General features: G+C 37.5%; 25 protein-coding genes and 1 pseudogene. 11 read left to right on the top strand and 15 right to left on the bottom strand.

The window, feature by feature from the left end:
- Nucleotides 1–3 precede the first annotated feature (3 nt).
- From FI644_RS13380 to FI644_RS13370, 3 genes are read left to right on the top strand one after another with little or no spacing between them, the layout of a single operon-like run.
- The gene (locus FI644_RS13380; RefSeq protein WP_056686180.1) at nucleotides 4–702 is read left to right on the top strand and encodes an ABC transporter permease; all 699 of its coding nucleotides are present in this window, start codon (nucleotides 4–6) and stop codon (nucleotides 700–702) included.
- The gene (locus FI644_RS13375) at nucleotides 699–1,433 is read left to right on the top strand and encodes an ABC transporter ATP-binding protein (RefSeq protein ID WP_056686184.1); all 735 of its coding nucleotides are present in this window, start codon (nucleotides 699–701) and stop codon (nucleotides 1,431–1,433) included. Before FI644_RS13380 ends, FI644_RS13375 begins: the two co-directional genes overlap by 4 nt.
- A 59-nt stretch (nucleotides 1,434–1,492) precedes the next feature.
- On the top strand, nucleotides 1,493–1,693 hold the full coding sequence (locus FI644_RS13370) for a hypothetical protein (protein ID WP_142108501.1): 201 nt from the start codon (nucleotides 1,493–1,495) through the stop codon (nucleotides 1,691–1,693).
- A 46-nt stretch (nucleotides 1,694–1,739) separates the two neighbouring features.
- Here FI644_RS13370 and FI644_RS13365 read toward each other — a convergent pair whose 3' ends face one another.
- The 3 genes from FI644_RS13365 to FI644_RS13355 form a co-directional block, all read right to left on the bottom strand.
- Complete coding sequence (locus FI644_RS13365; RefSeq protein WP_053477739.1) at nucleotides 1,740–2,474, bottom strand: amino acid ABC transporter ATP-binding protein; 735 nt, start codon at nucleotides 2,472–2,474, stop codon at nucleotides 1,740–1,742.
- Nucleotides 2,475–2,678: 204 nt separating this feature from the next.
- Nucleotides 2,679–3,377 carry an amino acid ABC transporter permease gene (locus FI644_RS13360; protein ID WP_053477738.1) on the bottom strand — a complete coding sequence of 233 codons (699 nt, stop codon included), beginning with the start codon at nucleotides 3,375–3,377 and terminating at the stop codon, nucleotides 2,679–2,681.
- Nucleotides 3,364–4,191, bottom strand: coding sequence for an amino acid ABC transporter substrate-binding protein (locus FI644_RS13355; protein WP_056686193.1), 828 nt, complete (start codon nucleotides 4,189–4,191; stop codon nucleotides 3,364–3,366). The genes FI644_RS13360 and FI644_RS13355 overlap by 14 nt, the downstream gene beginning before the upstream one ends.
- A gap of 184 nt (nucleotides 4,192–4,375) precedes the next feature.
- Between FI644_RS13355 and FI644_RS27140 the strand changes: the two genes are divergently transcribed.
- Nucleotides 4,376–4,510 carry a hypothetical protein gene (locus tag FI644_RS27140; RefSeq protein WP_256376300.1) on the top strand — a complete coding sequence of 45 codons (135 nt, stop codon included), beginning with the start codon at nucleotides 4,376–4,378 and terminating at the stop codon, nucleotides 4,508–4,510.
- A 34-nt stretch (nucleotides 4,511–4,544) separates the two neighbouring features.
- On the opposite strand, the gene FI644_RS13350 is transcribed toward FI644_RS27140, so the two are convergent.
- Nucleotides 4,545–5,867 (bottom strand): DUF4179 domain-containing protein, encoded by a 1,323-nt coding sequence (locus tag FI644_RS13350; RefSeq protein ID WP_056686196.1) that lies wholly within the window; start codon nucleotides 5,865–5,867, stop codon nucleotides 4,545–4,547.
- Nucleotides 5,860–6,381, bottom strand: a complete 522-nt coding sequence (locus FI644_RS13345; RefSeq protein WP_053477735.1) for a sigma-70 family RNA polymerase sigma factor — start codon at nucleotides 6,379–6,381, stop codon at nucleotides 5,860–5,862. The genes FI644_RS13350 and FI644_RS13345 overlap by 8 nt, the downstream gene beginning before the upstream one ends.
- 222 nt (nucleotides 6,382–6,603) lie before the next feature.
- Between FI644_RS13345 and liaG the strand changes: the two genes are divergently transcribed.
- Nucleotides 6,604–7,449 carry a LiaG family protein gene (gene liaG / locus FI644_RS13340; RefSeq protein ID WP_053477734.1) on the top strand — a complete coding sequence of 282 codons (846 nt, stop codon included), beginning with the start codon at nucleotides 6,604–6,606 and terminating at the stop codon, nucleotides 7,447–7,449.
- A 48-nt stretch (nucleotides 7,450–7,497) separates the two neighbouring features.
- On the opposite strand, the gene FI644_RS13335 is transcribed toward liaG, so the two are convergent.
- From FI644_RS13335 to FI644_RS13320, 4 genes and pseudogenes are all read right to left on the bottom strand, one after another.
- Nucleotides 7,498–10,635 (bottom strand): MMPL family transporter, encoded by a 3,138-nt coding sequence (locus tag FI644_RS13335; RefSeq protein WP_142108500.1) that lies wholly within the window; start codon nucleotides 10,633–10,635, stop codon nucleotides 7,498–7,500.
- Nucleotides 10,636–10,637: 2 nt separating this feature from the next.
- Nucleotides 10,638–11,096, bottom strand: coding sequence for a MarR family winged helix-turn-helix transcriptional regulator (locus FI644_RS13330; protein ID WP_053477732.1), 459 nt, complete (start codon nucleotides 11,094–11,096; stop codon nucleotides 10,638–10,640).
- A gap of 99 nt (nucleotides 11,097–11,195) precedes the next feature.
- Nucleotides 11,196–11,486, bottom strand: a pseudogene (locus FI644_RS13325) (BCCT family transporter); the annotation flags it as partial.
- Between the two features lie 60 nt (nucleotides 11,487–11,546).
- Nucleotides 11,547–12,272: a LytR/AlgR family response regulator transcription factor gene (locus tag FI644_RS13320; protein WP_053477730.1), complete on the bottom strand. Its 726-nt coding sequence runs from the start codon at nucleotides 12,270–12,272 to the stop codon at nucleotides 11,547–11,549.
- 347 nt (nucleotides 12,273–12,619) lie between these two features.
- Between FI644_RS13320 and FI644_RS13315 the strand changes: the two genes are divergently transcribed.
- Together FI644_RS13315 and FI644_RS13310 are read left to right on the top strand one after the other, a co-directional pair.
- Nucleotides 12,620–13,339 (top strand): EAL domain-containing protein, encoded by a 720-nt coding sequence (locus FI644_RS13315; RefSeq protein ID WP_053477729.1) that lies wholly within the window; start codon nucleotides 12,620–12,622, stop codon nucleotides 13,337–13,339.
- A gap of 16 nt (nucleotides 13,340–13,355) precedes the next feature.
- Nucleotides 13,356–13,931, top strand: coding sequence for a helix-turn-helix domain-containing protein (locus FI644_RS13310; protein ID WP_142108498.1), 576 nt, complete (start codon nucleotides 13,356–13,358; stop codon nucleotides 13,929–13,931).
- A gap of 197 nt (nucleotides 13,932–14,128) precedes the next feature.
- Here FI644_RS13310 and FI644_RS13305 read toward each other — a convergent pair whose 3' ends face one another.
- The 4 genes from FI644_RS13305 to FI644_RS13290 all read right to left on the bottom strand — a co-directional run bounded on the left by FI644_RS13305 (nucleotide 14,129) and on the right by FI644_RS13290 (nucleotide 18,883).
- On the bottom strand, nucleotides 14,129–17,536 hold the full coding sequence (locus FI644_RS13305; RefSeq protein WP_142108497.1) for an MHYT domain-containing protein: 3,408 nt from the start codon (nucleotides 17,534–17,536) through the stop codon (nucleotides 14,129–14,131).
- 116 nt (nucleotides 17,537–17,652) lie between these two features.
- Nucleotides 17,653–18,039 (bottom strand): PilZ domain-containing protein, encoded by a 387-nt coding sequence (locus FI644_RS13300; RefSeq protein WP_142108496.1) that lies wholly within the window; start codon nucleotides 18,037–18,039, stop codon nucleotides 17,653–17,655.
- Nucleotides 18,040–18,098: 59 nt separating this feature from the next.
- A complete protein-coding gene (locus FI644_RS13295; RefSeq protein ID WP_246066938.1) occupies nucleotides 18,099–18,254 on the bottom strand; it encodes an anti-repressor SinI family protein in 156 nt (51 codons plus the stop codon).
- A 29-nt stretch (nucleotides 18,255–18,283) separates the two neighbouring features.
- Nucleotides 18,284–18,883: a TetR/AcrR family transcriptional regulator gene (locus FI644_RS13290; protein ID WP_142108495.1), complete on the bottom strand. Its 600-nt coding sequence runs from the start codon at nucleotides 18,881–18,883 to the stop codon at nucleotides 18,284–18,286.
- Between the two features lie 256 nt (nucleotides 18,884–19,139).
- Between FI644_RS13290 and FI644_RS13285 the strand changes: the two genes are divergently transcribed.
- The 3 genes from FI644_RS13285 (at nucleotide 19,140) to FI644_RS26325 (ending at nucleotide 22,478) form a co-directional block, all read left to right on the top strand.
- Nucleotides 19,140–19,715, top strand: a complete 576-nt coding sequence (locus FI644_RS13285) for a TetR/AcrR family transcriptional regulator (protein WP_142108494.1) — start codon at nucleotides 19,140–19,142, stop codon at nucleotides 19,713–19,715.
- Nucleotides 19,716–19,830: 115 nt separating this feature from the next.
- On the top strand, nucleotides 19,831–21,945 hold the full coding sequence (locus tag FI644_RS13280) for an MMPL family transporter (protein ID WP_142108493.1): 2,115 nt from the start codon (nucleotides 19,831–19,833) through the stop codon (nucleotides 21,943–21,945).
- Nucleotides 21,946–22,340: 395 nt separating this feature from the next.
- Complete coding sequence (locus tag FI644_RS26325) at nucleotides 22,341–22,478, top strand: hypothetical protein (RefSeq protein WP_156319154.1); 138 nt, start codon at nucleotides 22,341–22,343, stop codon at nucleotides 22,476–22,478.
- 151 nt (nucleotides 22,479–22,629) lie between these two features.
- On the opposite strand, the gene FI644_RS13275 is transcribed toward FI644_RS26325, so the two are convergent.
- Both FI644_RS13275 and FI644_RS13270 read right to left on the bottom strand, forming a co-directional pair.
- Nucleotides 22,630–23,649, bottom strand: coding sequence for a FecCD family ABC transporter permease (locus FI644_RS13275; RefSeq protein WP_142108492.1), 1,020 nt, complete (start codon nucleotides 23,647–23,649; stop codon nucleotides 22,630–22,632).
- Nucleotides 23,649–24,695 (bottom strand): FecCD family ABC transporter permease, encoded by a 1,047-nt coding sequence (locus tag FI644_RS13270; RefSeq protein ID WP_082446703.1) that lies wholly within the window; start codon nucleotides 24,693–24,695, stop codon nucleotides 23,649–23,651. Before FI644_RS13270 ends, FI644_RS13275 begins: the two co-directional genes overlap by 1 nt.
- A 150-nt stretch (nucleotides 24,696–24,845) precedes the next feature.
- Between FI644_RS13270 and FI644_RS13265 the strand changes: the two genes are divergently transcribed.
- Nucleotides 24,846–25,841, top strand: coding sequence for an ABC transporter substrate-binding protein (locus FI644_RS13265; RefSeq protein WP_053477720.1), 996 nt, complete (start codon nucleotides 24,846–24,848; stop codon nucleotides 25,839–25,841).
- Nucleotides 25,842–25,871 lie beyond the last annotated feature (30 nt).

The following is a 25,871-nucleotide window of genomic DNA, read 5'->3' as shown; positions in this document are numbered from 1 at the left end:
ATTATGGATCTTTTAATAGAGGGTTTGAAAAAAGCAATAGAAATGCTGATTTCAGGTGATCCTGAAATCTTTGAGATTACTTGGCTAACCTTAAGGGTATCCTTAACAGCCGTCTTAATCAGTACATTCATTGGAATACCTGCTGGTGTCATATTAGGTCTGACATCTTTCCCAGGCAGAAGGTTTGTCCTCATCTTGATTAATATCGGAATGGGGCTCCCTCCAGTTGTAGCTGGACTTTGGATTACGATGTTATTATGGCGTTCAGGCCCTTTAGGGTCATTCTCTCTATTATATAGTCCATTTGCCATTATCATGGCGCAAATTCTCGTTTCACTTCCCATCATCATTGGACTTACTTGCAGTGCCTTTCAGCAAATGGATGAAAAAATGCTATTACAAATTAAAGCTCTTGGTGCCACACGGCTTCAAACCGTACGATTGTTAGTAAGAGAAGTCAAAATTGCCATTCTTGCTGCAGTTATTGCGGGATTCGGCCGCGTGATTGCTGAAGTGGGGGCCGCCATGATGGTCGGAGGGAATATTCGAGGCGAAACGCGGATATTAACCACCTCCATCGTCATGGAAGTATCGAAAGGAAACTTCGATGTCGCATTAGCTCTCTCTTTCCTATTAATGAGCTTAGCCTTTATAATCACCTTCCTTTTAACAAATTTACAGCAAAGGAACAGAGTGCGATGAATCCAATGATCCGTCTAGAAAATATTCAATATACGAATAAGGATCGAACGATTCTCTCTGTTCCATCACTTTCTATTACACAAGGAGAAATCCTTGGAATGATGGGGCCAAATGGAGCAGGGAAGAGCACACTTATTAAAATCTTATCCTGCCTGCAAGCCCCGACTGGTGGAAAGCTTTATTACAAAAATGCAGAATTGCCCATTAGCAGAATCCCATTAGAACAAAGAAGGAAATGGGCAGTTGTTCTGCAGCAAACCTTAATTTTTGATACAACTGTATTCCAAAACGTTGCCGCCGGATTAAAAATCCGAAAGGTGCCTAGGTCACAGATTAAACAAAAGGTTGATTTCTGGCTTGAACAATTCGGCATTTCCCACCTTGCCAAGAAAAATGCTCATCAGCTGTCTGGTGGCGAGGCACAAAGAGTCAATTTAGCAAGGGCTTTAATTCTTGACCCTGAAGTACTCTATTTAGATGAACCATTCACAGCTCTTGATTACCCGACTAAAGTGAAGCTGTTGAAAGATTTTAAAGCGATCATCAAACAAACGAAAACAACAACAATTTTTGTCAGCCATGATGTTACAGAGATCCAATTTATGTGTGACCGATTGGCTATTCTAATGGACGGTCACATTGTACAAATCGGCTCAACCGCTAATGTATTGAATAATCCCAATCAATATGCCTCTCCATTCATTCATGATATGAGTCTGCATATTGAATAAAGAAACAGCATAGATTCAAATATGCTGTTTCTTTATTTGATTGGAGGCAAGGATTAGAAATGGGCATTCCTCTTAAAGCTCCGCTTACCGGCTTTCTCTTAACGATTCTTTCAACACTTATCGTGTATATCCTACTCGGATTATCCAGTATAACAGTTATCTGCTTCATTATCGGCATCCTTTTAACCGTTATACATTTTATTAAAGATGAATATGACTACTACAATCTAGCAGAATCGGATATTTCTTCGAAAGGTTAGATTGTATAGAAAAAAATCCTCGCTGCGTCTACAGCGAGGATTTCTCTTATTGAATTAATCTCAAAAACTGTTTGGTTCTTTCTTCTTTTGGAGAAGTAAACATATCCTCCGGCTTTCCTCGTTCCACTATAAATCCGCCATCCATGAAAATGACTTCATCTGCTGCTTCTCTCGCAAACCGCATTTCATGTGTAACAACAATCATCGTCATTCCTTCATTTGCAAGGTCCTTCATTACTTTCAGCACTTCGCCGACGAGTTCTGGGTCTAACGCAGATGTTGGCTCATCGAAGAGCATGACTTTAGGCTCCATCGCTAGCGCCCTGGCAATGCCTACACGCTGCTGCTGCCCACCCGATAATTGGAATGGATAATAATCAAGCTTATCTCCTAAACCAACTTTAGATAAAAGCTGTTCTGCTTTTTTTCTAACAGCTTCCTTGGATTCTTTCTTAACTGTAATTGGTCCTTCCATCACATTTTCAAGAGCAGTCATGTGAGGAAATAGATTATAGCTTTGAAATACCATTCCTGTCAGGCGGCGAAATGGAGGAATGGCTTTTTTAGATACCGAACTGGAAAAATCCAAAGTTTGATCTTCGATTTCTATTGATCCGGAGGTTGGCGTTTCTAATATATTTAGGCATCTAAGAAGCGTCGTTTTACCTGATCCTGAGGGACCAATCACAACAACAACCTTTCCCTTTTCTACTTCTAAATCTATTCCTTTTAATACTTCAAGCTGATCAAATCGTTTGTGTAACCCTTTAATACTAATCATTTGAATACTCCTTTATCGCAAAAAAGGTCAAACATCTGTTATGATACGGTATCGCCTGCGATTTTCTGTCGTATTTTAATTTATTGAGCTAATTTTTTGTTTATCTAGCAATTGCTCAGGTTTATCGAGCACTGTTTCCGAAATATCGAGCAACTTCTTCGATTTATCTAGCAATTTCCCCGATTTATCTAGCATTGCTGATATTTACGAAACAAACCGGTCCATTCTCTTTTCCAATCTGCCTTGAACAATAGATAGAATAAAGCAAATGACCCAGTAGATGAGGGCAACTTCTAAATAGAGAAGCAGGAACTCATAATTGGTTGCGGCAATTTCTTGTGCTCTTCTAAACATTTCTGTTACTAAAATCATAGCTGCTAAAGACGTATCCTTCACTAGACTAATAAAGGTATTCGACAGCGGCGGCAATGAAACCCGCGAAGCTTGCGGAAGAATGATGCGCTTCAGTGTTTGAGGATAGGACATCCCGATTGAATATCCTGCTTCCCATTGTCCTTTAGGTATAGATAAAATAGCTGCACGAATTATTTCAGACGCATACGCTCCTACATTTAATGAAAAGCCGATCACTGCAGAAGGAAATGGATCGATCACAACACCGATCGTAGGCAGCCCATAAAAAATAATAAATAATTGCACAAGTAACGGGGTTCCTCTAATCGCTGATACATAAATCCTCGCAATGATTTGCAGCGGCTTAACTGAAGATATACGTGCAAGAGCCGTTAAAACAGCCAAAATAAGTCCACAAACAAACGTAATGAGCGTTAAGGGAATCGTATATAAAATGGCTCCCTTCAGCAAAGGCTGAAGGGAACTTTGAGCAATATCTATGAGCCGTGAAACGCGCTCTGGATCAGCAATTATACTATTTAAGAACATCTTCACCAAACCATTTCTCTGAGATTTCTAAATACGTTCCATCCTCTATCATTTCTTTCAATGCTTTATTCACTTCATTAATAAGCGTCTCACTTCCTTTTCTAAACATTAAGCCGCTTTGGGAAGCATCATCTAAAGTTGCTGCAATTTCGACCGGTGCATCTGGCTTATGCTTTTTAAAATCCAGAAAAGAAAGATTATCATTAATAGTTACATCTGCTCGTTTGGAGTTAATTAATTCAATCGCTTGGTTAAAGCCTTCAACACCAACTATTTCTGCCCCATGAGATTTTGCGATATCCGCGTAATTGCTTGTCATCGATTGTGCTGCCTTTAATCCTTCAATATTTTCAAAACTCGTAACAGCTTCATTATCCACATGCTTAATCAATACACCTGCAGAGGTAATATACGGATCAGAAAAGTCATATTTCTCCTGACGGTCTGGACGAATTCCCACCTGGTTCGCAACCAGATCAAAACGCTTTGAATCTAAGCCGGCAAACATTGCATCCCATTGTGTTTCCATAAATACCGGCTCAACTCCTAGGCGCTTCGCAACCTCTTTTACAATTTCCACATCGAACCCGGTTAATTCCCCTTTATCATCATGAAACGTAAATGGAGGGTATGTGCCTTCTGTTCCAACTACCAGTTTTCCTTCATCCTTTACTTTTGCCATCAGATCTTCAGTTTGTGTCTCTTGTTTTTCTGCATTGTTGCCTTCAGATTCCGGATTTGCTTTATTTGTACCGCAAGCGGAAATCACTAATACAAAACTAAATAATAGTGCTAATAATGAAAACTTTCTCACTTTTAACCCCTCAATTCCTATAAGTTTTATTGGTATTAATAATATTAGTGTATGTGCACGGTTCTGTCAAAAGAAATATTCTTTCCTTCTTATCTTTTCCAATCCTGTTCTTATTACTACTTGATCCATACATAAAATACATCGAGCAGAAGAAGAATAACTATGAAAAATGAAAGGGGGAGTAATGATGACGAAAAAGGATAATAAAGGGAGCCACAATCAAAGTTCGCCTAGGGGCAATCAATCAGAAGTGAGTGGAGATAATAGTAAGGGGAACAAAAGGAATAAGGATCAGCATGCAAAAACGAATGATGAATAAAGGCCCGGCTTTCGCTGCGAAAGCCGGGTCTTGTTCATTTCACCTTTATTTTCACATCTCCTTCGATCCAAGCAGGAAAAGCTGACAGTTTAAGCTCTAGTGGATTTTTATACGAACCGGGTGGAAATTCTACCCCAATCTCTCTCTTTCCATTATTATCTCCTGTCCAATAAAAAGAGCTGCTATCGATTTCTTTTCCATCCGCTTCTCTCATCGAAACAAAGAGAGAATGATTAAATTCCTTTTCCGTATTCAATATAAAAGAAATTCTCCCATTTTCGACCTTCAAATTTGTCAGCATATTCCCCTTTGGCTGATTAATGATTTTCTCATTGTCTATATCTACCTTTACATAAGCATCCTCTTGATCAACAGCCTGCAGTTTATTCATCACAAGGTATAACTCTTTAGGCTCTTTAAAATAATTGCTTTGTAAATAAAGAATATGTTCATTATCATTTAGTTGACTGGCAGTAAACCCATTTGCAATTTTCGTCCATGCTTCTCCATTTTCATCCACCAAGCGAATATCCTCAAATGTAAAAATTCTCTTGCTATTTTCCGGATCCATCACAACATGCACTGCCACCCGCAAAGGATAAATCTTAATATTTTTGATGGTTATTTTCTGTCCTTCAATTAAAATCGTTTTGTTCATTTCAATTGACTTTGTTGCTTTTAACGGCTTTTCCAATGTAAACTGAAACTGGAAGTCTTCTTCATAATCATTTGTTTCAACGGTAAAAGTAAGAGTAAACTCCTTTGTTTTCAAGGGCTCCTCAAAAAAGAAATCCATTGTTGCCATTTCCGTTGTTCTCAGTTCACCATGTGGCTTATGGGCACCATAGCTATAACTGCCTAACTGCAGTTCAGTCCCATCAGCTGATTCAAGCTTTAAATCGTTCACGTAGAATTTTTCTTGTTTCTTTTTTGCTTCGATTGTCTGGAAAATCACCATTCCTTTTTCATCGGCTATTACCGAATCAAACGTCACCTTCAAACCATTTTTTTCTTGCGCCGTATTGATTTCTTGTACATATTCATTCTCAACCGCCAGCATTAATCCTTTATTATCACTAATTAGCTCAACTAATTTTTCCATGCCAGGAATACTTGAAACATAACTTGCAAAAACAGGAGAAACTCGAATACTTGTGAGAAAGCCGATTATAAAAACAGCAGCTATTAATCCGGATAAAAGCCACTTTTTCTGACGGGGTTTATTTATAACCTCGGGCTTCTCTTTTGCTTTTTTAAAGCCTGAAAGAATTGCTTCATCAATTTTATCCTCTGGAAATGGCAGGTCTTCATACATTTTTTTCAATTCGGAAAGGTTCTTTTCTTCCTTTTCAAACATGAGAGACTCCCCCCTTTTCATCCAGATTTTTCCGCAAAGATTTTAAAGCCTTAAACAGCCATGTTTTTACCGTTCCTTCAGGGCAATCTAGTGTTAGTGCAATATCTTTTATTTTTAGATCATGAAAATATTTCAACGTAATAATTTCGCGGGAGCGTTCATCCAATCTTTGCATCGCTTCTTCGATCTCTAGAAGTGTATGATCTTCTGCCTCGCCTTCTGCAAGCAGCAGTTCTTCATTCAAAATGATTCTCCTCTGCTTTTTTAATGTATCATTGCAATAATTAATCATAATTCGAATGATCCATGTTTTGAAGTAGCCTGGCACTTTAAGGTCTTTCAACCCCTTATAAGCACGGAAGGTTACTTCCTGTATAGCTTCCAATGCATCCTCTTCCTTCCGCAAATAAGCTAACGCAGTTTTATACAAATCTATTTTCACCGTTTGGATGGCTGCAAGAAAGGACTGGTCATCCCCTCGAATGGCCTTCTGTACAACTTCTTCAAAGCTCACATCATGCCCTCCCCATGTTCGTTCTATGTATTAGACTTCGTACTCTGCAAAAAGTTTTTATAATTTTTTTTTTTCGATTACAATAAAATTGGAACCTGATCCCCTGTCCCGAATAAGCCTCTAGTCTTAGAGACAATTCGTGCTGTGGCTCAATGTTTTCATCATTTCTATGTCATACAATAAGTGTAACAAAAATGATTGCAAAGGAAAGTTGGGATATCATTGAAAAGAATATTTCTCATTTTTATTATTTTGATTGGCCTCTATGTATTACTCACTTCAAATATTAGAAGCTGGCTGCCATTCGCAAAAGACGAGACAACTTCAGCAACAGCAGATAATATTAAGATGGTTGAAATTAACCTATCCTCTGTAAAGGCTACAATCATCCCTGAAAAAAGAAATGATATTAAAGCAGATCTCGATGGCAAAGGTGCAGTAGATGTAAAGAGAAATGGGGACAAAATTAAGGTTGAGTATAGCCGCAAATGGTTCGATGGCTTCAAGATTTTTAACCACACACCAGAGCTATATATTTACATTCCTGAAGACTTTAACCGCAATATGGCAATCGATGTAGGATCTGGCTATTTGAATTTTGAGGGTCCTTCAACCGAACTTGAACAACTGAGAATAAATATGAGTTCTGGAAAGGTTGACCTAACAAACGTAAGCACAAAAGAATTTATCCATAAAGGTTCTTCTGGCATGATTGACATTGATACACTAATTACTGACTCCGGTAGGATTGATATGAGTTCCGGGAAAATAAAAATAGACAATTACCAAGGGGAGCTTGAAGCAGAAGTTACATCGGGGCAGCTAGACGTTCAATTGAATAAGCTTGTAAATGATATTCAATTAAGGGCAAGCTCAGGGCAAATTAAGCTTGATCTTCCTGACGATGCCAATTTCAAGCTTAACGGGGAAATGAGCAGCGGCTATATCGATTGTGACCTCCCACTTACTGATAAAGTCGTTGAGAAAAATAAGATTGAAGGTATGATAGGTTCTGGAAAACATTCTATCGATGTAAATATTACAAGCGGAATGGTTAAAATTTATTAAATATTAATATTAAGAAAAACCGGATGAAGATACCCATCCGGTTTTCTTTTATTCATTAGTACTTCTTTTAAACGGCCACCAGTTGGCTGCTCCGAAGTTTTTCACCATCACTGGAATAAACAGCGGGAGCATGATAAATGCATATAAGAATAAACCAACAATTACGATTGAAGCAATTTGCAGCAGTGATAGCATGCCAGATGGCATCATCGCAGCAAATGTTCCCCCTAAAATGACCGCAGCCGAAATAATGACTGTTCCCATTTTTTTCATAGCAATTAGCATGGCCTCTGCCACAGAAAGATCTTTGTACTCATTAAATCGATCCATTAAGAAGATGCTATAATCGACCCCAAGGGCAACAAGTATAACAAATCCAAAGAACGGAACCGCCCAGCTTATGCCTGTATAGCCAAAAATATTGACATAAATAGCTTCATTGATTGCCATGGATGTAAAATAAGTCAGAATTAAAGAACCAATAATATAGACAGGCATAATAATGGAACGGAATAGGAATACCAAAATAATCGAAATTCCGACGAGCATTAGAACAACTGTACGAGAATAGTCTTGATCAGACATTTTGCTTAAATCAGCGTTCGTGCTCGTAATTCCGCCTACTGCTACCACTGCGTTCTCTAACTTCGTATCCTTTGTTGCTCTTACAACAGCATCTTTTATTTCATCAACCTGATTAATTGCCTCATTAGAATACGGGTTCGCTTTAAAGATAACATCAACCGTCATCACTTTACGGTCTTTTGACATATACGTATCAAATACTTGGGCAAAGACTTCACTTTCCAATACTTCTGACGGCAAGTAAAAACCATCCATATTTTCGGATTTAGACAATCCAGCAAGGTAATCCTGTGCAGATTCTAATCCCTCAGAAACTTTATTCAATCCTTCTGCACTTTGGTCCAGCCCATCTGTTAGCTGGCCGATTTGGCCGCCAAGATCGCCAAAGCCTGCAAGAAGCTGTTTCTGCCCATCATTCACACTATTTAATCCATTTGTTACCTTTGGCATATTTTTAATAATCTGTCCTTGCCCATTGGCTAGCTGATTAAATCCAGCTTGCTGTGCCTCAATACCTTTAATTAATTGTTCCAGACCTGACGCCAAACCACCTTGGCCGCCCATTGCTTTTTCAAATCCGGTATTGGCTCCAGCCATTCCTTCAGTTACTTTAGCAAGCCCTGTATTTAATTCATTTATATTGGCAGACAACCCACTAAGCTGTTTAAGCAGACCTTGTTCTCCCGATATCGTTTGCTTCATCTTTTGATATTGGTCATCAGCTGATAAGTCTGTATACTTATTTTCCAAATAACCATACATCCCGTCATTTGCCTGTGCAATTCCCGCAGATAAAGCCGTCAATCCTTGACTCACTTTTTGATAATTTGCTGTAATCGTTTGTAAGTTCCCGTGTATGTTTTGATATCCTCCAAGGAGTTCTTTATAACCGGCAAGTAAATCCTCTGCACCTTTTTTAGACTGGGCTAAACCTGCTTTAATATCATCAGAACCTTTTGTCCCTTGACGAATTCCGTTTTCAATCTTCGCTAGATTTGTTTGAATTTCTTTTAATCCTAATTGAAGTTCACTCGTTCCTGAAATTAAGTCATTAATCCCATTTGTAGCCTTCTTTAATTCTGGCTCTGATTTAGATAATTCGGTGCCAGCCTCGTTTAAGCCCTCACTAATCTTATCGATTCCTTCTTTTCCCTCACCTAAGCCCTCTTCAAGTGTCTCAGCCTGCTTCGCAACAAAGAAGTCCTCGATCGGCTCACCTGTTGGCCTTGTAACTGAACGTACGGTGTCAACTAGATCAATCTTTTCCAGCTCTTTACTAATCTTTTCAGCTAATCCGATATATTCAGCGGAATCCATTTCCTCATCATTTTTAATAACGACCTGTGTTGGCATGGATTCACCTGGTCCAAAGCTATCAGCAATCGCATTGAATGCTTTAATTGAATTAACATCTCCGCTAATTTCTTCTAATGAGTTGTAAGATAGCTCTCCATCATAAGTGACTAGGAATGGGACACAAACTGCAGCTACAATGAGCAAAGCAATGAAAGGACGAGCCAATGAAAATCTTCCAACTGCACCCCAAATCTTGCTTTCCCCATGCTCTGCTTTGCTTTTCGACGGCCAGAAGAGCTTTGGTCCTAAGACTGCCATGAAAAATGGAACAACTGTAAATAAGGCTACAAGTAATAAAGCTACACCTACTGCCACTGCTGCAGCCGATTGATATAAAATAAACTGAGAAAATCCGATCGCTGCAAACCCGATCATTACTGCTACACCACTAAAGAATACGGTGCGCCCTGCATTGCGGTAGGTTGCAACAATTGCTTCAGCAACACTTTCCCGTTGTGATAATTCTTCTTTAAAGCGGCTAAGCAATAAAATACAGTAATCCGTACCGATCCCAAATAATACAGCTACTAAGAAAATTTGCGTGTAATTGGAGAGCGGAAAATCAAACCGATCGACTAAAAATGAAACAATCGACTGTGAAGCCAGATATGATAATCCAACCGTCACTAAAGGAATAATTGGAGCAATAACAGATCTAAACACGAGCAATAATACAGCTAAGATAAAGACAACAGTAATTCCCTCTGTTTTCTTTAATCCCTCTTCAGAACTTGCCATTAGATCTTCATTTATCTGCCATTCACTAGTATAATAGTGATCCACTTTTATATCTTTTATGGCTTTATATAAAGCATCATTTACTTCACTTGGTTCGCGGTCATTCCAGTTAAGGGTGATGGAGGTAAGAATCGACTTTCCATCCTCTGAAACTAGCTGTTCCTTTAAAGACTTTTCATTGAAATGGGTTAGGATTTCATTTATTCCTAAATCCTTGTCTTTTTCAAGAATGCGGATCGCTTTTTCCGCTTCCTTCATATCTTCTGCTGTTAGTTTTTTTTCATTATGAAAAACTAATGCAACTTGGGTTTCATCTCCTCCGCCCTCTTGCTTGGCTACATCTGCCATTATTTCCCCTGCAAGCGCGGAAGAGTATTCATCAGGAACAGTAATCTGTCCTTTTTCACGGACAAGCTCAGCCATGTTTGGCGCAACCATAAATAGACCACCAGCAATAACGATCCAGGCAACGATGACTATCCACTTATTTTTTATAATTTGATGCATCCCTATTCCTCCACCTTGTAGTCTTTACTCTCTATTAGTATTTGGTTTAATTTTTTGTATGTCTCAAGAAATTGCTTAATTTCCTTAGGATCAAACTTTTTAATAAAAGATTCTACAAGCTTATAAATCCGTTCCTCACAATTTACATACAGCTGATTTCCTTTTTCCGTTAATGTAAGATAAACCACTCTGCGATCCTTCTCATCACGTGTTCTCTGAATCAACCCCTTCTCCCACATTCGGTTGATAATGGCTGTTATGGCACTCTTTTTCACATCAAATTCTTCAGCTAATTCCGATGAGGTGCATGATTCAGTTTGACTGATATACCTCAATATATAATGCTGATCATTTGTAAGATCACTGCCGATTTGATCCCTAATGAGCGATTCTCCTTTTCGATGAACAGAAAAAGACAAATCGATATATTGATCAATAAGCTCTTGTATATTCTCTAACAACGTTATCCTTCACCTCGATTAAACTAATTCTACTGTTTAATTGTTCAACTCATTAACTATTAACGAATTTAACTTTACTAAAAGGATGCTTTTTTTGTCAATAAGAAAAAACGCTGAATCAGCCGACGTAATAAAAAAAATACCAATAAGGAAGATGGCTAAGATTGACAAAGACATTGACCAAGGAAATTCGCTAAAGACAGCAAATAAAACTTCTTCTGTAGCATATTTGGTTAAATCAACATTTCCTGCATGTTGTACCTCAATGGATGAAGTCCCAAATACAGCAAACCAGAAAAAACTAACAAGAGCAGGGAGCAATAACACGCCAATAATAAATTCACGAATGGTTCTTCCTCTGGATACTCGAGCAATAATGAAATGAATGAACTTTACCAAGCAGAAGTTTTAAAAAAAGGGCCTGCTCTCCTATTAGGATTGCAGTGCCCTTTAAGTTCCCATTGATCGATGGACGTCGTTTATTTTCAGCTTAGAAATATAAGCAATCTTTTCTGTGCAATTGAAATAGGCTAAATACGTTTCACCGGACGATACAATCTTTGTTATTTTTTTTAAGTTAACTAAAAAAGATCGATGGGTTTTGTAGAATTGATTTGGCAGCTTCCCTTCAAGCTCTTGGAGGGATTCAGATGTTTCGAAATAGCTGTTTTTCGTATGAAGAATCGTTTTTCGCCCTTCTTTTTCTGCATAAAGAATATCATCCACTGAAAGATATAGAAAGGTATTATTTGATTTAATTGCTAGCTTGTTTACCGTTTTCTTTAATTGATTTGGACCGCTATTCAACTGAATAAGTTTTTTAGCCTTTTCCAAAGCTATAAATAACCTTGTACGCTCTATTGGCTTTACAATATAGTCCGCTGCCGAAATATTAAATGCTTCCACGGCGAATTCATCATAACCCGTTGTGAAAATGACCTGTAAAGCTGGCAGCCTTTCTTTGCAAATCTTAACCGCTTCCATTCCATTTAAACCAGGCATATGAATATCCACAAGAACAATTTCTGGCTCTTCCTTCATTACGAATTGAATGAATTCTTCTCCATTTGATGCTTCCTGAACAACCTCGTATTCCGGGAGGAGCTGGATAAAATGCATCAATATCATTCTTGAAGGGTGATCATCATCTGCAATAATTACTTTAAATTTCTCCATGCTCATCCCCTATTAAGACCTGCATATATGCTTTATCGTTTTCAAATATAAATAATACTATTCCTTTATGACTTGTACACATCCAAATAGAATATCAGGCATGTCACGAATTGTCCAATCCACAACTCCCCCCAAAAAAATAGGTATTTATAACCACCATTTTGAAGTCTTTTGTAAATTAATACCGTAAGATGTCTTTAATTTGTTTTAACCTGTCTTGAAAATAGTCCAAACAGTCCCTTTCTCTACTCTTCATGCTTTTTAAGCGTTCGACAGAGCATGGGATAAAAGTTACATTAATTATATTATTTAACAACAAGATGGCATTGGAAATTGAGGGATAAAAAATGAGCATTGATATGTTAGCACGTATAGAGAATCAAAGCATTGAAAGTGTTTATCAGCCTATGTGGAATTTAAACCATTGGAAAGTATTTGGCTATGAAGCACTTCTAAGATTTCCAAATGGATTTTGCAACGGGAATATCGAAAAAGCATTCGAATTAGCCAGAGAAAACGGCTGTTTATATGAATTGGACACTAAGGCAATCCGACATGCCATAAGCTGCTTTCCTATCGATCGCTTAAAAGAGGAATTGTTGTTTATTAATATCTATCCCTCAACAATTCTACATAAAAACTTTGAAAACTTTATTCATCAATTGCAAAAAAACTTCCCTCATATTGAAGAAAAGGTTGTTTTCGAACTTAGTGAAACAGATAAGGAAGATTCTATATGGGATCTATCTGAATTTAAAGAGAAAATAGCAATTATTAAGGAGTATGGCTTTCGTATTGCCATAGATGACATTGGAAAAGGCGGGGCATCCTTACGTAAAATCATCGAGTTTTCTCCGCAATTTATTAAGCTTGATCGCTACTTTGCAAATAATCTCCATAAATCGAAAGAAAAGCAGCAAATGGTGGCCCTTCTGCTTCAATATTCAAAGCAAAAAATGGAGCTAATTTTAGAAGGGGTGGAGAAAAATAAAGATTTAGCACAGGCAATCGCCTTGAATATCCCTTTTGCTCAAGGCTATCTATTAGGAAAACCAGAAACTATCTAAATGAGGAGGCTACTACGTGCGTAAGATTTGGTCAGATGATGAGCTCCTTTTTCTGGAAGATAACATCGGAATGTATAAAGTATCTACAATTGCCCAAAAGCTAGAGCGTTCATATGAATCTATTCGTGTAAAGATGACAAGGCTAAAAATATCTAATACGAGACAGCATACGGGTCTTGTTACAGTAGGGGAATTAGCTGCAATATTAAAAGTAGATCGGGCTACTGTAAGAGGGTGGACAAAAAAACACGGATTGCCCTTTTCCCAGAAGATTACTAGGCAATCTAGAAAATTTTATTTTATTGACCCCTCCGACTTTTGGAATTGGGCTGCTCTTCATAAAGAGAAAGTACAATTTTCAAACATAGAACCACAAACCCTTCTGCCTGAACCTGACTGGGTGGCAGAGGAGCGTATGAAGGATAAATGCATAACAAAGAAAAGAACGTATCAAACATGGACAACAAAAGAAGACTACAGGCTTTTAGAATTGCGTTCTCAAGGGTATAAATACAAAGAAATCGGCATGTTAATGAACCGCAGTGCCATCAGTGTTGAGCGAAGATACAAAAAAATTATTAATACTCTTTAATAGCAAATCTTATTGATTTTGCCATACAGCAAACCAAATTGCTCAGTCAATAGCAAGATTTGCAATAAAAAAAATTTACGCTAGACAGACTAACCAAGCAGAGAGTGTAAATCCATAACTTAAAATGCTTGGGGTACTATGAAATACTAAAGTGCCCCAAGCGTTTTTGTGTGCTAGTTATTAGGTAATTTATCCTCTTACAAATATTTTGAAATTGTCTCAAGGAATGTAGAAACTTGAATAGGCTTTGTTATATACTCCTTAACTCCTTTATCCATCGCTTTGCTAATATCGTTTAGCATCGCATTTGAACTTAATGCAATAACTGGAATGTAATTTGTTTTAGGATCTGCTTTTAACTGGTCCAACACATCAAGTCCATTCATATCAGGGAGATGTATATCCAATAGGATTAAATCTAGCTCTTTTTCACAAGCAATTTCTAGTCCCTTTTTACCCGTTTCGGCTGCGAGTAAGGTAATTCCCTGTTCATTCAAGAGAATTTCTGATACAAGCTCCCGATTAGAGGAAATATCTTCAATATATAAAATTTGATAGTTTTCGTCTCTTGCTAGGGATCTGTATTGAAAATCAGAGCCTTTCTTTGATTCAATCACGCTTGTTTTTTCAATTGGGAGACTAAACCAAAAATCACTGCCTTCGCCAACTTGACTATAAACACCCATTTTTCCACCCATTAAATCAACAAGCTGCTTAACAAGCGCAAGACCGATTCCCGCTCCTTCAATCGTATGATGATGGTCTAAGCGGTAAAAAGGCTCGAAGATTCGCTGCTGCTCTTCCTTCGGAATGCCAATCCCATTATCGATTACGTGAATAATCAGAAGTCCCTCATTATAGTCACATGATATCGTAATTTCACCATTTTTATTATTATACTTAATTGCATTTTCCAATAAATTTAATAGGATCTGTCTAAAGCGAACTTCATCTATAAATACATATCTGTCATCACAATCTTTAATTTTCTTGATTTTAATGCCTTTTTTATTGGCTGCTGGAACTAATAGATTTAGACAATCATCAATCAGCATACTTAAATTTACTGTTTCATTTGTAATTTTAAACTTTCCTGCTTCGATTCTTGAGAGATCCAATATTTCATTAATTAAATCTAATAGATGTCTTCCACCCTTTAATATTTCCTGAACAAACTTTTGCTGCTGCTCACTTAGCTGTTCGTCTATTTCTAATAATTGAGAAAACCCTAATATTCCATTTAATGGTGTACGAAGCTCATGACTCATTTTTGAAAGAAATTCGGATTTTGCTAAATTAGCCTTGATTGCTTCCTCCTTTGCCTTAATCAAGCCTTGTTCCATTAATTTCCGTTCCGTGATATCTTCAAATGTCAATAAATGCCCCTTAATTTCTTCATCTATAATAAAAGGAAAATAACTTCTTTTAATCATTCGGTTATCATCCATTTCAATTTCATCAACAGTCGCTTCACCAGCAGATAATATGTCCAAAATATTATCCTCATTATTTTTCAAATTCGAATAGATATATTGATAACATGATGATTTGTTACTCCCAATAATATTCTTTATTGGCTCTTCAATCTTAAATATTTGGCAAAATGGCCGGTTCAGGGCCGCAATATTCCAATCATTATCAACTACTAAAACACCGATCGGCAAACTATCGATAAGAGTCTTTCGTAATGCCTGAGACTCTCTTAATTTAATTTGCTGTTTTTTTAGTGCAGAGATATCTGACATCGTCATCAGTACTCTTGGAATATCATTTCGGTTTGCTGAGTTAATTAGTTTTGTATTGATTGAATACCAGCTCGTTCGATGCTTCTTTTTGATCCCGATGATTTCTCCCGTTATCGTCTTTCCAGTTTCAAGTGTAATACGGATCGGAAGCTTTTCATTCGGTAAAGGAGAGCCATCCTCCTTTACGAGTGACAGCGTATGCTGATGGATTGTTTGCTTCTCAAAATCCTCTTTTTTTAAGTTAAATATTTGATAAACACTATCGTTTAAACCAATATGCTGATCATCTGCTCCATAGACGAGCACAGCCTCACTCATCATATTTAATATATTTCGGTACCATTTTTCATTGTCCTGCTGAATTTTCTCAGCCCTTTTCCGCTCCGTTATATCCATACCTGAACCAATCACTTCGATTACTTCACCATCTCGAAATACAGGACTTAGATAGATATAATAGTCAATCCCGTTTGTATTTGCCTCAAACTTAGTAATTTCCCCATCCCAAGCTTTCTTATATGCCTGTAGACTTTTTTCAGCTTCATTTAAAGAAAGAAAATGATGAAGTTCCTTTCCAATTACCTTATCTGGAGTTAGACCTACTCTGTAAAGTAATTCACCATCACATAGTGTATGAATAAAACGATTTTCAAGTTTAATAAACTTAAAAATTAACCCTTGCTGCTTTTGTATTGTCTCTATTAATTCCCTTTGAGCTTTCTTCATCTGTTCCTTGTATTTGATTAATTCCGAATTATCCCTTGCCACCACAAAGATCCCAATAAGTTTTTTATCAACAATAATCGGAACAAAGGTAATAACAATGGGAATCCATTTGTCTTTTCCATTTTTGATCAGCACTTCAAAATCACTTTGGTTCTTGTCCTGCAAATGATAAAAATGATGCTTAACCCTCTCTCTATCAGCATCATGAAAATAGGAAAATAGATTTCTAGCAATAATGTTCTCGCGGCTTTCCTCTAACATCTCAATTCCTTTTGGATTTACATTCGTAATGACTCCATTGACATTCACACTGAAAACTAAATCCGGATTGTGTTCAACAAGTGATTTATAGTGAGCATTTGATAGCTTATGAAGCCTTTCTGCTTTATTTTTATCAAAATAAGCTAAAGAAATAACGACAGCAATTATAAGCATGACAGCGATCGCAAGTCCATAGCCTAAAGCCTCGGTTGAGATTTGATAGGGTGCATAGTCAAAATGCGTCATATTCTCATCTTCATACGAAGTAGGATCTCCGTTTAGCGTGACAGCGTGCATCGCCGTGTAATGCGTACCAATAATCCCGCTTCCTAATATGATGGAACTGACTGAAAGCTTTAACACCCTCTGATTGTTCATTTTTTTACGAAAGAATAGAAAAAGGGCAGCCCCTGTTGTGACTAAAGCGATGAGCATGGACAAAATAATAAAGAAATAATGATAACTCATGACCACATTTGTATGCATGGATTCCATGCCAATATAGTGTATAACAATGATTCCAATTCCAAGAATTAATGTACAAATGAAAAGAGAAGAAAATTTCTTCTCTGAATGAGTAGCAATATAGAAACAAATGAAAGAAACAGCCATCCCCAAAAGTAAAGTAAATGCATTCAGCTTTAAATGATAAGTAACAGGAGCATGCATATCAAAGCTAAGCATGCCAATAAAGTGGGTTGTCCATATTCCTAAGCCCAATATATAAGAACCCGTCATTAACCAAAATAGCTGATTACTCCCCTTTGATTGGGGGATTCGGGAGAAAATATTAAATGAGGCATATGAAGAAATGATGGCAATGAATATCGATAAAAGGACAAGCTCATCATTATATAATCCTATGTATGTCACTTAACCACTCCTTTTATTTCACCGCCTTCATCATATAAGATTCCTTTCAGTTAGACAATTGGTGTTTTATTGCCAAATCTCCCTGTGACTTTAGACATAGGGAATTTGCTGTTATTTTAATAAGTGGTGTTGTTTTTGTTATATTGCTGTTTTGCAAAATGCTTTAGATCTCTAATCATTTCTTCTCGCTCTTGTTCATCCAATGAAAATTGAATACCATAAAAAAAACTATTGATTGCCTTTTGCTTCCATATGATTTTCCCGTGTATGCAGTGTTCTAATTGAGAGAATTTGAATCTGGCAGTAATCTTTACATCCTCTCGATTTGACATCGGGATATCAATTGAAGTGTTTAATTTCATCCCATTGGGACTTAAATCAATCAGCCTTGCCTCACCTTCTGAAGTTCCAACTTTAATTCCATTCATTTCATCAATCGAAAAAAAAGCAGCAATTGGTGTACCAAATGAAAAACGGAAGCCCTCATCTCTCTTGAATCTCATACATTTACCGCCCTTTATACTTTATCTTATACCACCTATTATTTTACAAAAAAATATGGTCACTTTTGTTCTATCTTTTTCATTAACTTTGCTTCTGTTCCTAGAATAAATGCCCGTACTTCCTCCGTAGTAAGCCCCAGCTGCTTCGCCTGAAGAATAAGAGCAATCCATTCTTTGTCTAGCTCTTTATGCTGCACGTTCTTCATCGAATTCATCCAACTCTCAACCCCTATGATCGTTTTCCTCAGCTATTCTTGTTAATGATTCCGTTCAAGAATATATCAACAATCTCTTCGGCAAGACTATTCGGTCCCTTTAAACCAGGCAATAATTTAGTAACAGTCAAGCGTTCAATGATTCCAACAAGACTTTCTGCAAAAATACACATATCAATAGCCTGACTAAAGTAGCCATTCTCTACTTCCGATGTAAGATTTTCTTCAATTTGTATAGCAAGCTCCTTTTTTATCTCTTCGGCAATGGCAGATTCATAGAACCCAATTTTCGTTAAATCAGGATTTTCCTTGAAGAAGGAAAAAATTCCTGCTAGACCATATGCAATCCGTTCAGATAAAGAAGCTAATTCGATTCCAGGTTCCAGGCGGCTTTTCCTTGTGAGACTAAATAAGCTTTCTCTAAACAATTCGACTAATTCTTGAAATATCGCTTCTTTATTTTGAAAATATAGATAGAAGGTTGGCTGAGTCAAACCAGCCCTTTTTACAATAGAACTAACCTTCGTATCATGGTAACCATGCTCTGCAAACTCATTTGCAGCGATACTTAACAGGAGTGCTCTGCTCTGTTCTCCATTCGATCCCTTTTTTCTCCCTCTTTGGCCCATTAGTGACATCTCCATGCTGTAAATATTTTATATTACTCATGAGTATTATTATCTTACGAAGCATTTGCTGAGTCAATATTATTTTTGGAATTTTTTGTTTTTTTAGTAAACGAATACATTTCAACTGCTTCTCCATATTGAAATGCTCACCTAGTTTTCTGTTGAACCTCTTCTAATTTTAATATTTATTAGAAACAAGATACAATACGTTTGTGTATCTACAGTATTTTACTATAATAAGGATGGAGGTGAGCAAATGGCACGTGAGCGAAAGTTTTCAATGGATGAGTTATTTTCAGCAGCAAAAGAGCTTCTTCTTATTCATGGCTATGAAGGATTTACCTTTAGTTTGCTAGCAGATCGATTGAAAGTTTCAAGAGGAGCATTGTACAAGTACTATGAGAATAAAGAAGAATTAATTACCGACTATATGATTACTGAATTGAATCAATTTTTAACTGATTTACAAAAAATTGAACACTGTGAAGGATTTGAGGCGCAGTTTGATTTCCTTATGAACCTTATCTTTGACATGCCTGAGGTTCAGCAGCTGATAAAAATCGCTGTGCAAATTCCTGTAAACGTGAATGAAAAGGTGAGAGAAAATAAGGCTCATTTAGATAAGCTCCATTTAGAGATGTATACACACTTGCAGAGTTTTATTAACTTAGGCAAACATGAGAAGAAATTAAAAGCTCATATTGCTGATGGATTAATTCTCGGGTTTATTTTTCAAACGATTGCCATTCCTAATCATTTCGGAATTCCACATTCCGAATGGGTCACATCCATTAAAGAAATTATCAGTCACGGAATGTTCACAAATAATTAATTGACACTCGTGTCACTTTTAAAAGATAATGACAGTGACAATCGTGTAATTTTTATTTTTATCAAAGTGACACAACTGTCACCTTTTCTATATAAAATATGAAAGGAGTAAACATATGAAATCAATTTTACAAGCCATTACGGACCGTGTCACAACGAAAAAGGGAATGTGGATCACTTTATCTATTTGGTTAGTGGCCACAATATCGCTAGCCGTATTTGCCCCAAATGTAAAGAATTATGAAGTTTCAAGAATTGCCTCCCTGCCTGAAGATGCCCAATCTGTTATTGCGCAAACCAAGGTAGATGAGTACTTTAAAGACAATGATGGTACTCCAGCTATTCTTGTCTTTCAGTCTAAAGACGGAGAAGTGGAACTTACACAGTTGGCTGAGCTCTTAGATAAAATTGAGAGTGAAGATATTGAAGGAGTCGAGCAAGTGATTCCTCTATCTGCCTTGCCGCCTCAAGCTGCAGCTGGATTTTTCTCAGAAGATAAGACAACTGCTTTAATTCCATTAACATTTGACTCTTCCTTAGAGACGAAAGAACTAAAAGCTTCATTAGAGTCCATTCAGGTTATTGTAAAAGAATCATCTGATTTAACCTTATATGTGACAGGACCTGCAGGAATTGCTACAGACTCGCTTGATTTATTTTCAAGAGCAGATGTTGTCCTGATTTTATCAACGGTAGGATTGATTCTTATCCTATTGATTGTTATCTACCGTTCACCGTTATTAGCGCTAATCCCGCTGTTAGCCGCTGTCTTCGTTTATGAAATTGTCATGCAAACACTCGGCATAATGGGAAAAGCAGGATTAGATATTAGTAATCAAACCATATCAATTGCATCGATTCTTTTATTTGCTGCGGTCATTGATTATTCCTTATTTGTCTTTTCTCGTTATCGTGAAGAGCTAAAGGTACATGAAGATAAGTTTAGCTCGATGAAGGCAGCGATGAGAGAAACGGGTATGCCTGTCTTCTTCTCTGGCGGAACCGTATTAGCTGCCATGCTCGTATTATTTTTTGCAGGACTAGGAGATTATCGCAACTTTGCTCCGACCTTTGCCACAACCATGGCGATTATCATGCTGGCGTCCATTACCCTTGTCCCAGCATTGTTTACCCTATTCGGAAGAAAGTCATTCTGGCCTAAAATTCCGCGAGTGGGGGATACAAAAGTCAAAACGAATTCCATTTGGAGTAAAATTGGCCGTTTTGTCGTGAAAAAACCTGGATTATCCGTAGTAGTCATTGGAGCCTTTCTCCTTTTATCTGCAAGCAATATGTTTAATCTCAAATATGAATTCGATACAATGAAGTCTTTCCCTGAAGATATGCAATCCAGGATGGGCTATGAAATTTTAGAGAAAAAGTTTGAAAAGGGCGATTTGGCTCCGACAACCGTATTATTCGAAGCAAAAGATGAGGTTAGTGCTGAGCAGCAAGAAGCATTAAAAGCTGAACTTATGGATCAGCCGCTTGTCAGCAATGTTCGAATAAACGGAAAAACTGAAGATAATAAGGCCATTAATTACAGCCTTACCTTTGAGGAAAGTCCATATTCCGTTAAGACAATCGATGCATTGGAAACGATGATAGCGGATGCGAAACAGATCGTGGCTGACAGCAATCTTGCCGGAGAACTTTACTTCGCAGGGGAAACAGCCACTAAAGTGGATGATCGGTCTGTTAATAATAAGGATGTCCTTCTGATTGTTCTCCTAGAAACCATATTAATCTTTGTCATGCTAATTGTGTTGACGAAATCGATTAAAATGCCAATTTATATGATGGGCACGATTCTCGTTTCCTTCCTTGCCGCTTTAGGCTTAGGCATGTTCTTAACCGATCTAATCTTTGATATTGGCACCATTAGTAACCGTGTTCCACTTTATGCCTTTGTGTTCTTAATTGCGCTTGGCATTGACTACAATATTATTTTAATATCTAGATTCCAAGAAGAGCGAAGAAAGCATTCTGTCAAGGAAGCTATAGAAATTGCTGTTGCCAATACCGGAGGGGTCATTTCTTCAGCAGGAATTATCCTTGCTGCGACCTTTGCTGTCTTAATGACACAACCCGTCCAATTATTATTTGTATTTGGATTCATTGTCGCAGTCGGGATTCTACTAGATACATTCTTAGTCAGAGGGGTTTTATTGCCTGGACTAATTGTTTTGTTTGAGAAAGATAAAGATAGCAAGAAAGAGACAGCTAATTAATTGTTGAGCCGATAAACCATGTTTATCGGCTTTTTATTTATCAAAAAGGATTAGCTGATACAACTCTCCCCCTATTCATTCCCGAATAGGGGATTTTCTAATGTTGCTTTTTAAAAGTTAGTGCCATTTAAAATATAGTTCAAGTATTTGAAAGTAAGATTGATAATCTATAATCAAATTTGATATCGCCCTTTAGTATAAAACATTTTCAGATATACCGGATTTTACCGATATAATAAAAGAAAGGAGAGAATCGCTGTGAAAATTTCATTTTACAATGAAGCATTAAATAAAAAGTGGGCTCCCTCTGCCCCAAAGAGGGTCAAAAAAATATACTTAAAAGCGAAATTAAACAAGACAACAATATAGGAGTGAACATCGAAAGAAAGCAAAATATGCTGATTGAATTAGAAGAAAAAATTAAAACTGTACAAGAGCAAGTACAAGAAAAACTCACTGAACAATTAGATAATGACGAAAATAAACATGAGGAAGATAACAACGAAACTTCCGAAGATGAAAATAACCAATAAAAATTTCAGGGAGTGAATATTAACATTTCACTTACTCAAATGAATTTCTTGTAATCCGTTATTTTCTTAGTATCTACGAAATTTCCGAAATATCGATTTTTCGACAAAACCTACAAAAAAAACGTTCAGAAAGATTTACTTTCTGAACGTCCTACACTGTTTTCACTAATAAATAAATGAAATAGGGTGCACCTAAAATAGATACAACTAAACCCACTGGCAATTCCATTGGTGCCATAACGACTCTGCCCAGCGTATCAGCTGTGAGCAGCAATAATGCACCAATTACCGCAGTTAGCGGGATAATCTTTGTATGTCTTGCACCAATGAGACGCCTTGCAATATGCGGAGCGATTAACCCTAAGAAAGTAATACCGCCTCCTACTGATACACTGGCACCAGCTAGAGCGACAGCGACAAGCAGTAAGATTACTCTCTCTTTCTCTATTCGAACACCGACCCCTATGGCAATAGGATCACCCAAGCGCAATACATCTAAAAATCTAGCCTTATATACTGCAAACGGAATAAGAATGAGCAGCCAAGGCAAAAGCGCCCATACATAGGTCCAGTTCGTTCCCCAAATGGTCCCTGAGATCCATATGATGGCTTTCATAAAATCAATCGAATCCATTTTCATTTGGAAAATGATCAATCCTGCACCAAAGGCAGCATTTATTCCGATCCCAACTAATAATAATCGAACAGGTGTCACTGTTCCATTTTTCCAGGAGAGCAAGTAAATCATTAATGCTGCGATAAATGCCCCTGCTAATGCAGTCAGCGGCATGATAAAGATCGATAGCATCCCTGTAAAAAATGCCGTTCCTTGAAAGAAAAACATATATAAGACAACAGCAAATCCTGCCCCAGAATTGATGCCAAGAATGCCTGGATCTGCAAGCGGATTTTGTGAAATGCCTTGGAGAATTGCGCCTGAAACAGCAATTCCCATCCCGACTAGAAGGGCCATGATAATTCTTGGGAGGCGGAAATCAAATATCGTCAGTTCATTTTTCGATGTCCCTTGACCAATAAGTGTAGCAAAAACTTCATTCAAGGGAATTTTAAGATAGCCTGCATTTATACTAAGAAGAAAAACAATGACTATTAAAATACTTGTTACAATCATGAGGATTTTAAATTTATGCTGATCTTTCGATAATTGCATTATAGTCCTCTCCCTTCTTTACGAGCTAAGTAAAGGAAGAACGGCACACCGATTAACGCAGTTACCGCACCGACTGGTGTTTCAAAAGGAGCATTTACCATCCGTCCGACAATATCGGCAACAACTAACAAAATCCCCCCAAGAATAGCTGAGCAAGGAATGATCCACCGATAATCTACCCCGACTAAAAAACGGGTAATATGCGGGATGACAAGACCGACAAATCCAATCATTCCAGCAATAGAAACAGCAGCCCCTGTTAAAAATAAAACTGCTACCGTTCCTAGTAGTTTAATGATTCTTGTATTCTGGCCTAAACCTTTCGCAATCTCCTCACCCAAGCTTAAAATGGAAATGGAACGAGAGATGAGTAATGCAAGGATTAATCCTCCAGCAACAAAAGGAAGGACATACATTAATTGCTGCATCTGTACGCCAGATACACCCCCAGCATACCAATAACTTATGTCCTTCGACACATTGTATTTAATCCCAATGGCTGTTGATAATGCACTAAGCAATGATGTGATTGCTGATCCGGCAAGCGCAAGCTTTACAGGAGTCACTCCCCCTTTGGATAAAGAAGAAATCCCAAACACCAAAGCAGCTCCCAGACCTGCACCAATAAATGAAAATGTAATTAAGCCAGAATAAGAAATCGCTGGAAAGAGCGCGAAAGCAATGGCAATCAGAAAAGAGGATCCCGATGTTACACCCATAATCGAGGGGGAAGCGAGTGGATTTCTCGTCATACCCTGCATAATCGCACCCGAAGCTGCCAGTGCTGCACCAACAATGACAGCCGCAATCGCACGCGGAAGCCGTAATTCTCTAATAATGACATGTGAGGAATTTTCAATGTCAAAATCAAACAACGCGTTCCAAACGGTGTGATAGCTAAGATCTGCTGCCCCAAAATGAATGGATGCGATGACTGAAAATAAAAGCAAAATCGAACCACCCAATACGATGAGCGATCCAAGTAATCGATTACTATGTATCTTATTTTTAACTAATTCAGAATGGTTTTTTTCTCTTTGACTCATAATATGTAAGCTTCTTCCTTCAAATATTGTCCACATTTAATTCATAAATATTATTGACAAGTTGATGGTTTTATATTTTAATTGAAATCGATAATCGTTATCAATTAATAATTAACAATTGTATTTTAACATAATTTTAGGAGGATTCCAATGAGTAATATAATAAGTAAAAGGAAATTCATTCAGTTAATGGGTGCTGGACTTGTTGCATTGTCACTTACAGCTTGCGGAAATGGTGACAAGAACACGGATCAATCCTCTCAAGAAAAAATGGAACAGCAAGATACAAATAAAGAGACTGCAGCTGAACGGACATTAACTGACGCGATGGGCAATGAAGTGGTTATTCCGGCTAATCCTGAGCGTGTGCTTGCATCGTATCTTGAAGATAATTTAGTCGCATTAGGAATCAAGCCTGTCGCTCAATGGAGTGTAAAGGATGGAGCTAGCATCCAAGGCTATTTACAAGGTGATTTAAAAGGAATCCCTACAATCCCTCACGATCTGCCATTTGAAGCGGTTCAAGAGCTTTCACCCGATTTAATTATTATGGATTCTGCTAGTATGGTTGAAGGCGGAAAATACGAACAATATAGCAAAATAGCCCCTACATATGTAATCGGTACAGAGGTAAACAATGACTGGCGTGATGAGCTTCTTCGTGTAGGTGAAGTATTTGGCAAGGAAGAAGAAGCAAAGAAAGTATTAGAAAATTATGAAGCAAAAGCTGCGGAAGCAAAGAAAGAAATAGAAGATAAAGTCGGGAATCCTTCTGTTGCGGCAATTTGGCTAGTAGGCGGAAAATTCTTCGTCGTTAGTGAAAACTTATCAAGCGGTGCAGTCATGTACGAGGATTTAGGATTAAAGGTGCCAGAAGTCGTGAAAGAAATTTCAGCTAGTGGAGAAAGCAACTGGAATGCGATTTCTTTAGAAAAGTTAGTTGAACTTGATGCAGATCACCTATTCCTTATTAACAGTGATGCAGCAAGCGGATCTGCTTCCTTAAGCGATGCATTATGGAAGAGTGTTCCTGCAGTTAAGGCAGGCAATGTATACGAATTCTCTCCTGACGAAAGCTGGTTGTACACTGGTGCAATTGCAAATGAACAAATGATCGATAACATTTTAAAAAGCATCGTAAAATAATTGATAAAGGGCTATCACATTCATTGTGAT

The organism is Cytobacillus solani, assembly GCF_006704205.1.
Classification (GTDB): domain Bacteria; phylum Bacillota; class Bacilli; order Bacillales; family Cytobacillaceae; genus Cytobacillus; species Cytobacillus solani.
This window is presented reverse-complemented; position numbering and strand designations above follow the sequence as displayed.

What these genes read in the sequence shown, in the direction of transcription:
- FI644_RS13380 (WP_056686180.1), top strand. Translation starts at nt 4, where the DNA reads ATGGATCTTTTAATAGAGGGTTTGAAAAAAGCAATAGAAATGCTGATT.
- FI644_RS13375 (WP_056686184.1), top strand. Translation starts at nt 699, where the DNA reads ATGAATCCAATGATCCGTCTAGAAAATATTCAATATACGAATAAGGAT.
- FI644_RS13370 (WP_142108501.1), top strand. Translation starts at nt 1,493, where the DNA reads ATGGGCATTCCTCTTAAAGCTCCGCTTACCGGCTTTCTCTTAACGATT.
- FI644_RS13365 (WP_053477739.1), bottom strand. Translation starts at nt 2,474, where the DNA reads ATGATTAGTATTAAAGGGTTACACAAACGATTTGATCAGCTTGAAGTA.
- FI644_RS13360 (WP_053477738.1), bottom strand. Translation starts at nt 3,377, where the DNA reads ATGTTCTTAAATAGTATAATTGCTGATCCAGAGCGCGTTTCACGGCTC.
- FI644_RS27140 (WP_256376300.1), top strand. Translation starts at nt 4,376, where the DNA reads ATGATGACGAAAAAGGATAATAAAGGGAGCCACAATCAAAGTTCGCCT.
- FI644_RS13350 (WP_056686196.1), bottom strand. Translation starts at nt 5,867, where the DNA reads ATGTTTGAAAAGGAAGAAAAGAACCTTTCCGAATTGAAAAAAATGTAT.
- FI644_RS13335 (WP_142108500.1), bottom strand. Translation starts at nt 10,635, where the DNA reads ATGCATCAAATTATAAAAAATAAGTGGATAGTCATCGTTGCCTGGATC.
- FI644_RS13320 (WP_053477730.1), bottom strand. Translation starts at nt 12,272, where the DNA reads ATGGAGAAATTTAAAGTAATTATTGCAGATGATGATCACCCTTCAAGA.
- FI644_RS13315 (WP_053477729.1), top strand. Translation starts at nt 12,620, where the DNA reads ATGAGCATTGATATGTTAGCACGTATAGAGAATCAAAGCATTGAAAGT.
- FI644_RS13300 (WP_142108496.1), bottom strand. Translation starts at nt 18,039, where the DNA reads ATGAGATTCAAGAGAGATGAGGGCTTCCGTTTTTCATTTGGTACACCA.
- FI644_RS13295 (WP_246066938.1), bottom strand. Translation starts at nt 18,254, where the DNA reads ATGAATTCGATGAAGAACGTGCAGCATAAAGAGCTAGACAAAGAATGG.
- FI644_RS13290 (WP_142108495.1), bottom strand. Translation starts at nt 18,883, where the DNA reads ATGGGCCAAAGAGGGAGAAAAAAGGGATCGAATGGAGAACAGAGCAGA.
- FI644_RS13285 (WP_142108494.1), top strand. Translation starts at nt 19,140, where the DNA reads ATGGCACGTGAGCGAAAGTTTTCAATGGATGAGTTATTTTCAGCAGCA.
- FI644_RS13280 (WP_142108493.1), top strand. Translation starts at nt 19,831, where the DNA reads ATGAAATCAATTTTACAAGCCATTACGGACCGTGTCACAACGAAAAAG.
- FI644_RS26325 (WP_156319154.1), top strand. Translation starts at nt 22,341, where the DNA reads ATGCTGATTGAATTAGAAGAAAAAATTAAAACTGTACAAGAGCAAGTA.
- FI644_RS13275 (WP_142108492.1), bottom strand. Translation starts at nt 23,649, where the DNA reads ATGCAATTATCGAAAGATCAGCATAAATTTAAAATCCTCATGATTGTA.
- FI644_RS13270 (WP_082446703.1), bottom strand. Translation starts at nt 24,695, where the DNA reads ATGAGTCAAAGAGAAAAAAACCATTCTGAATTAGTTAAAAATAAGATA.
- FI644_RS13265 (WP_053477720.1), top strand. Translation starts at nt 24,846, where the DNA reads ATGAGTAATATAATAAGTAAAAGGAAATTCATTCAGTTAATGGGTGCT.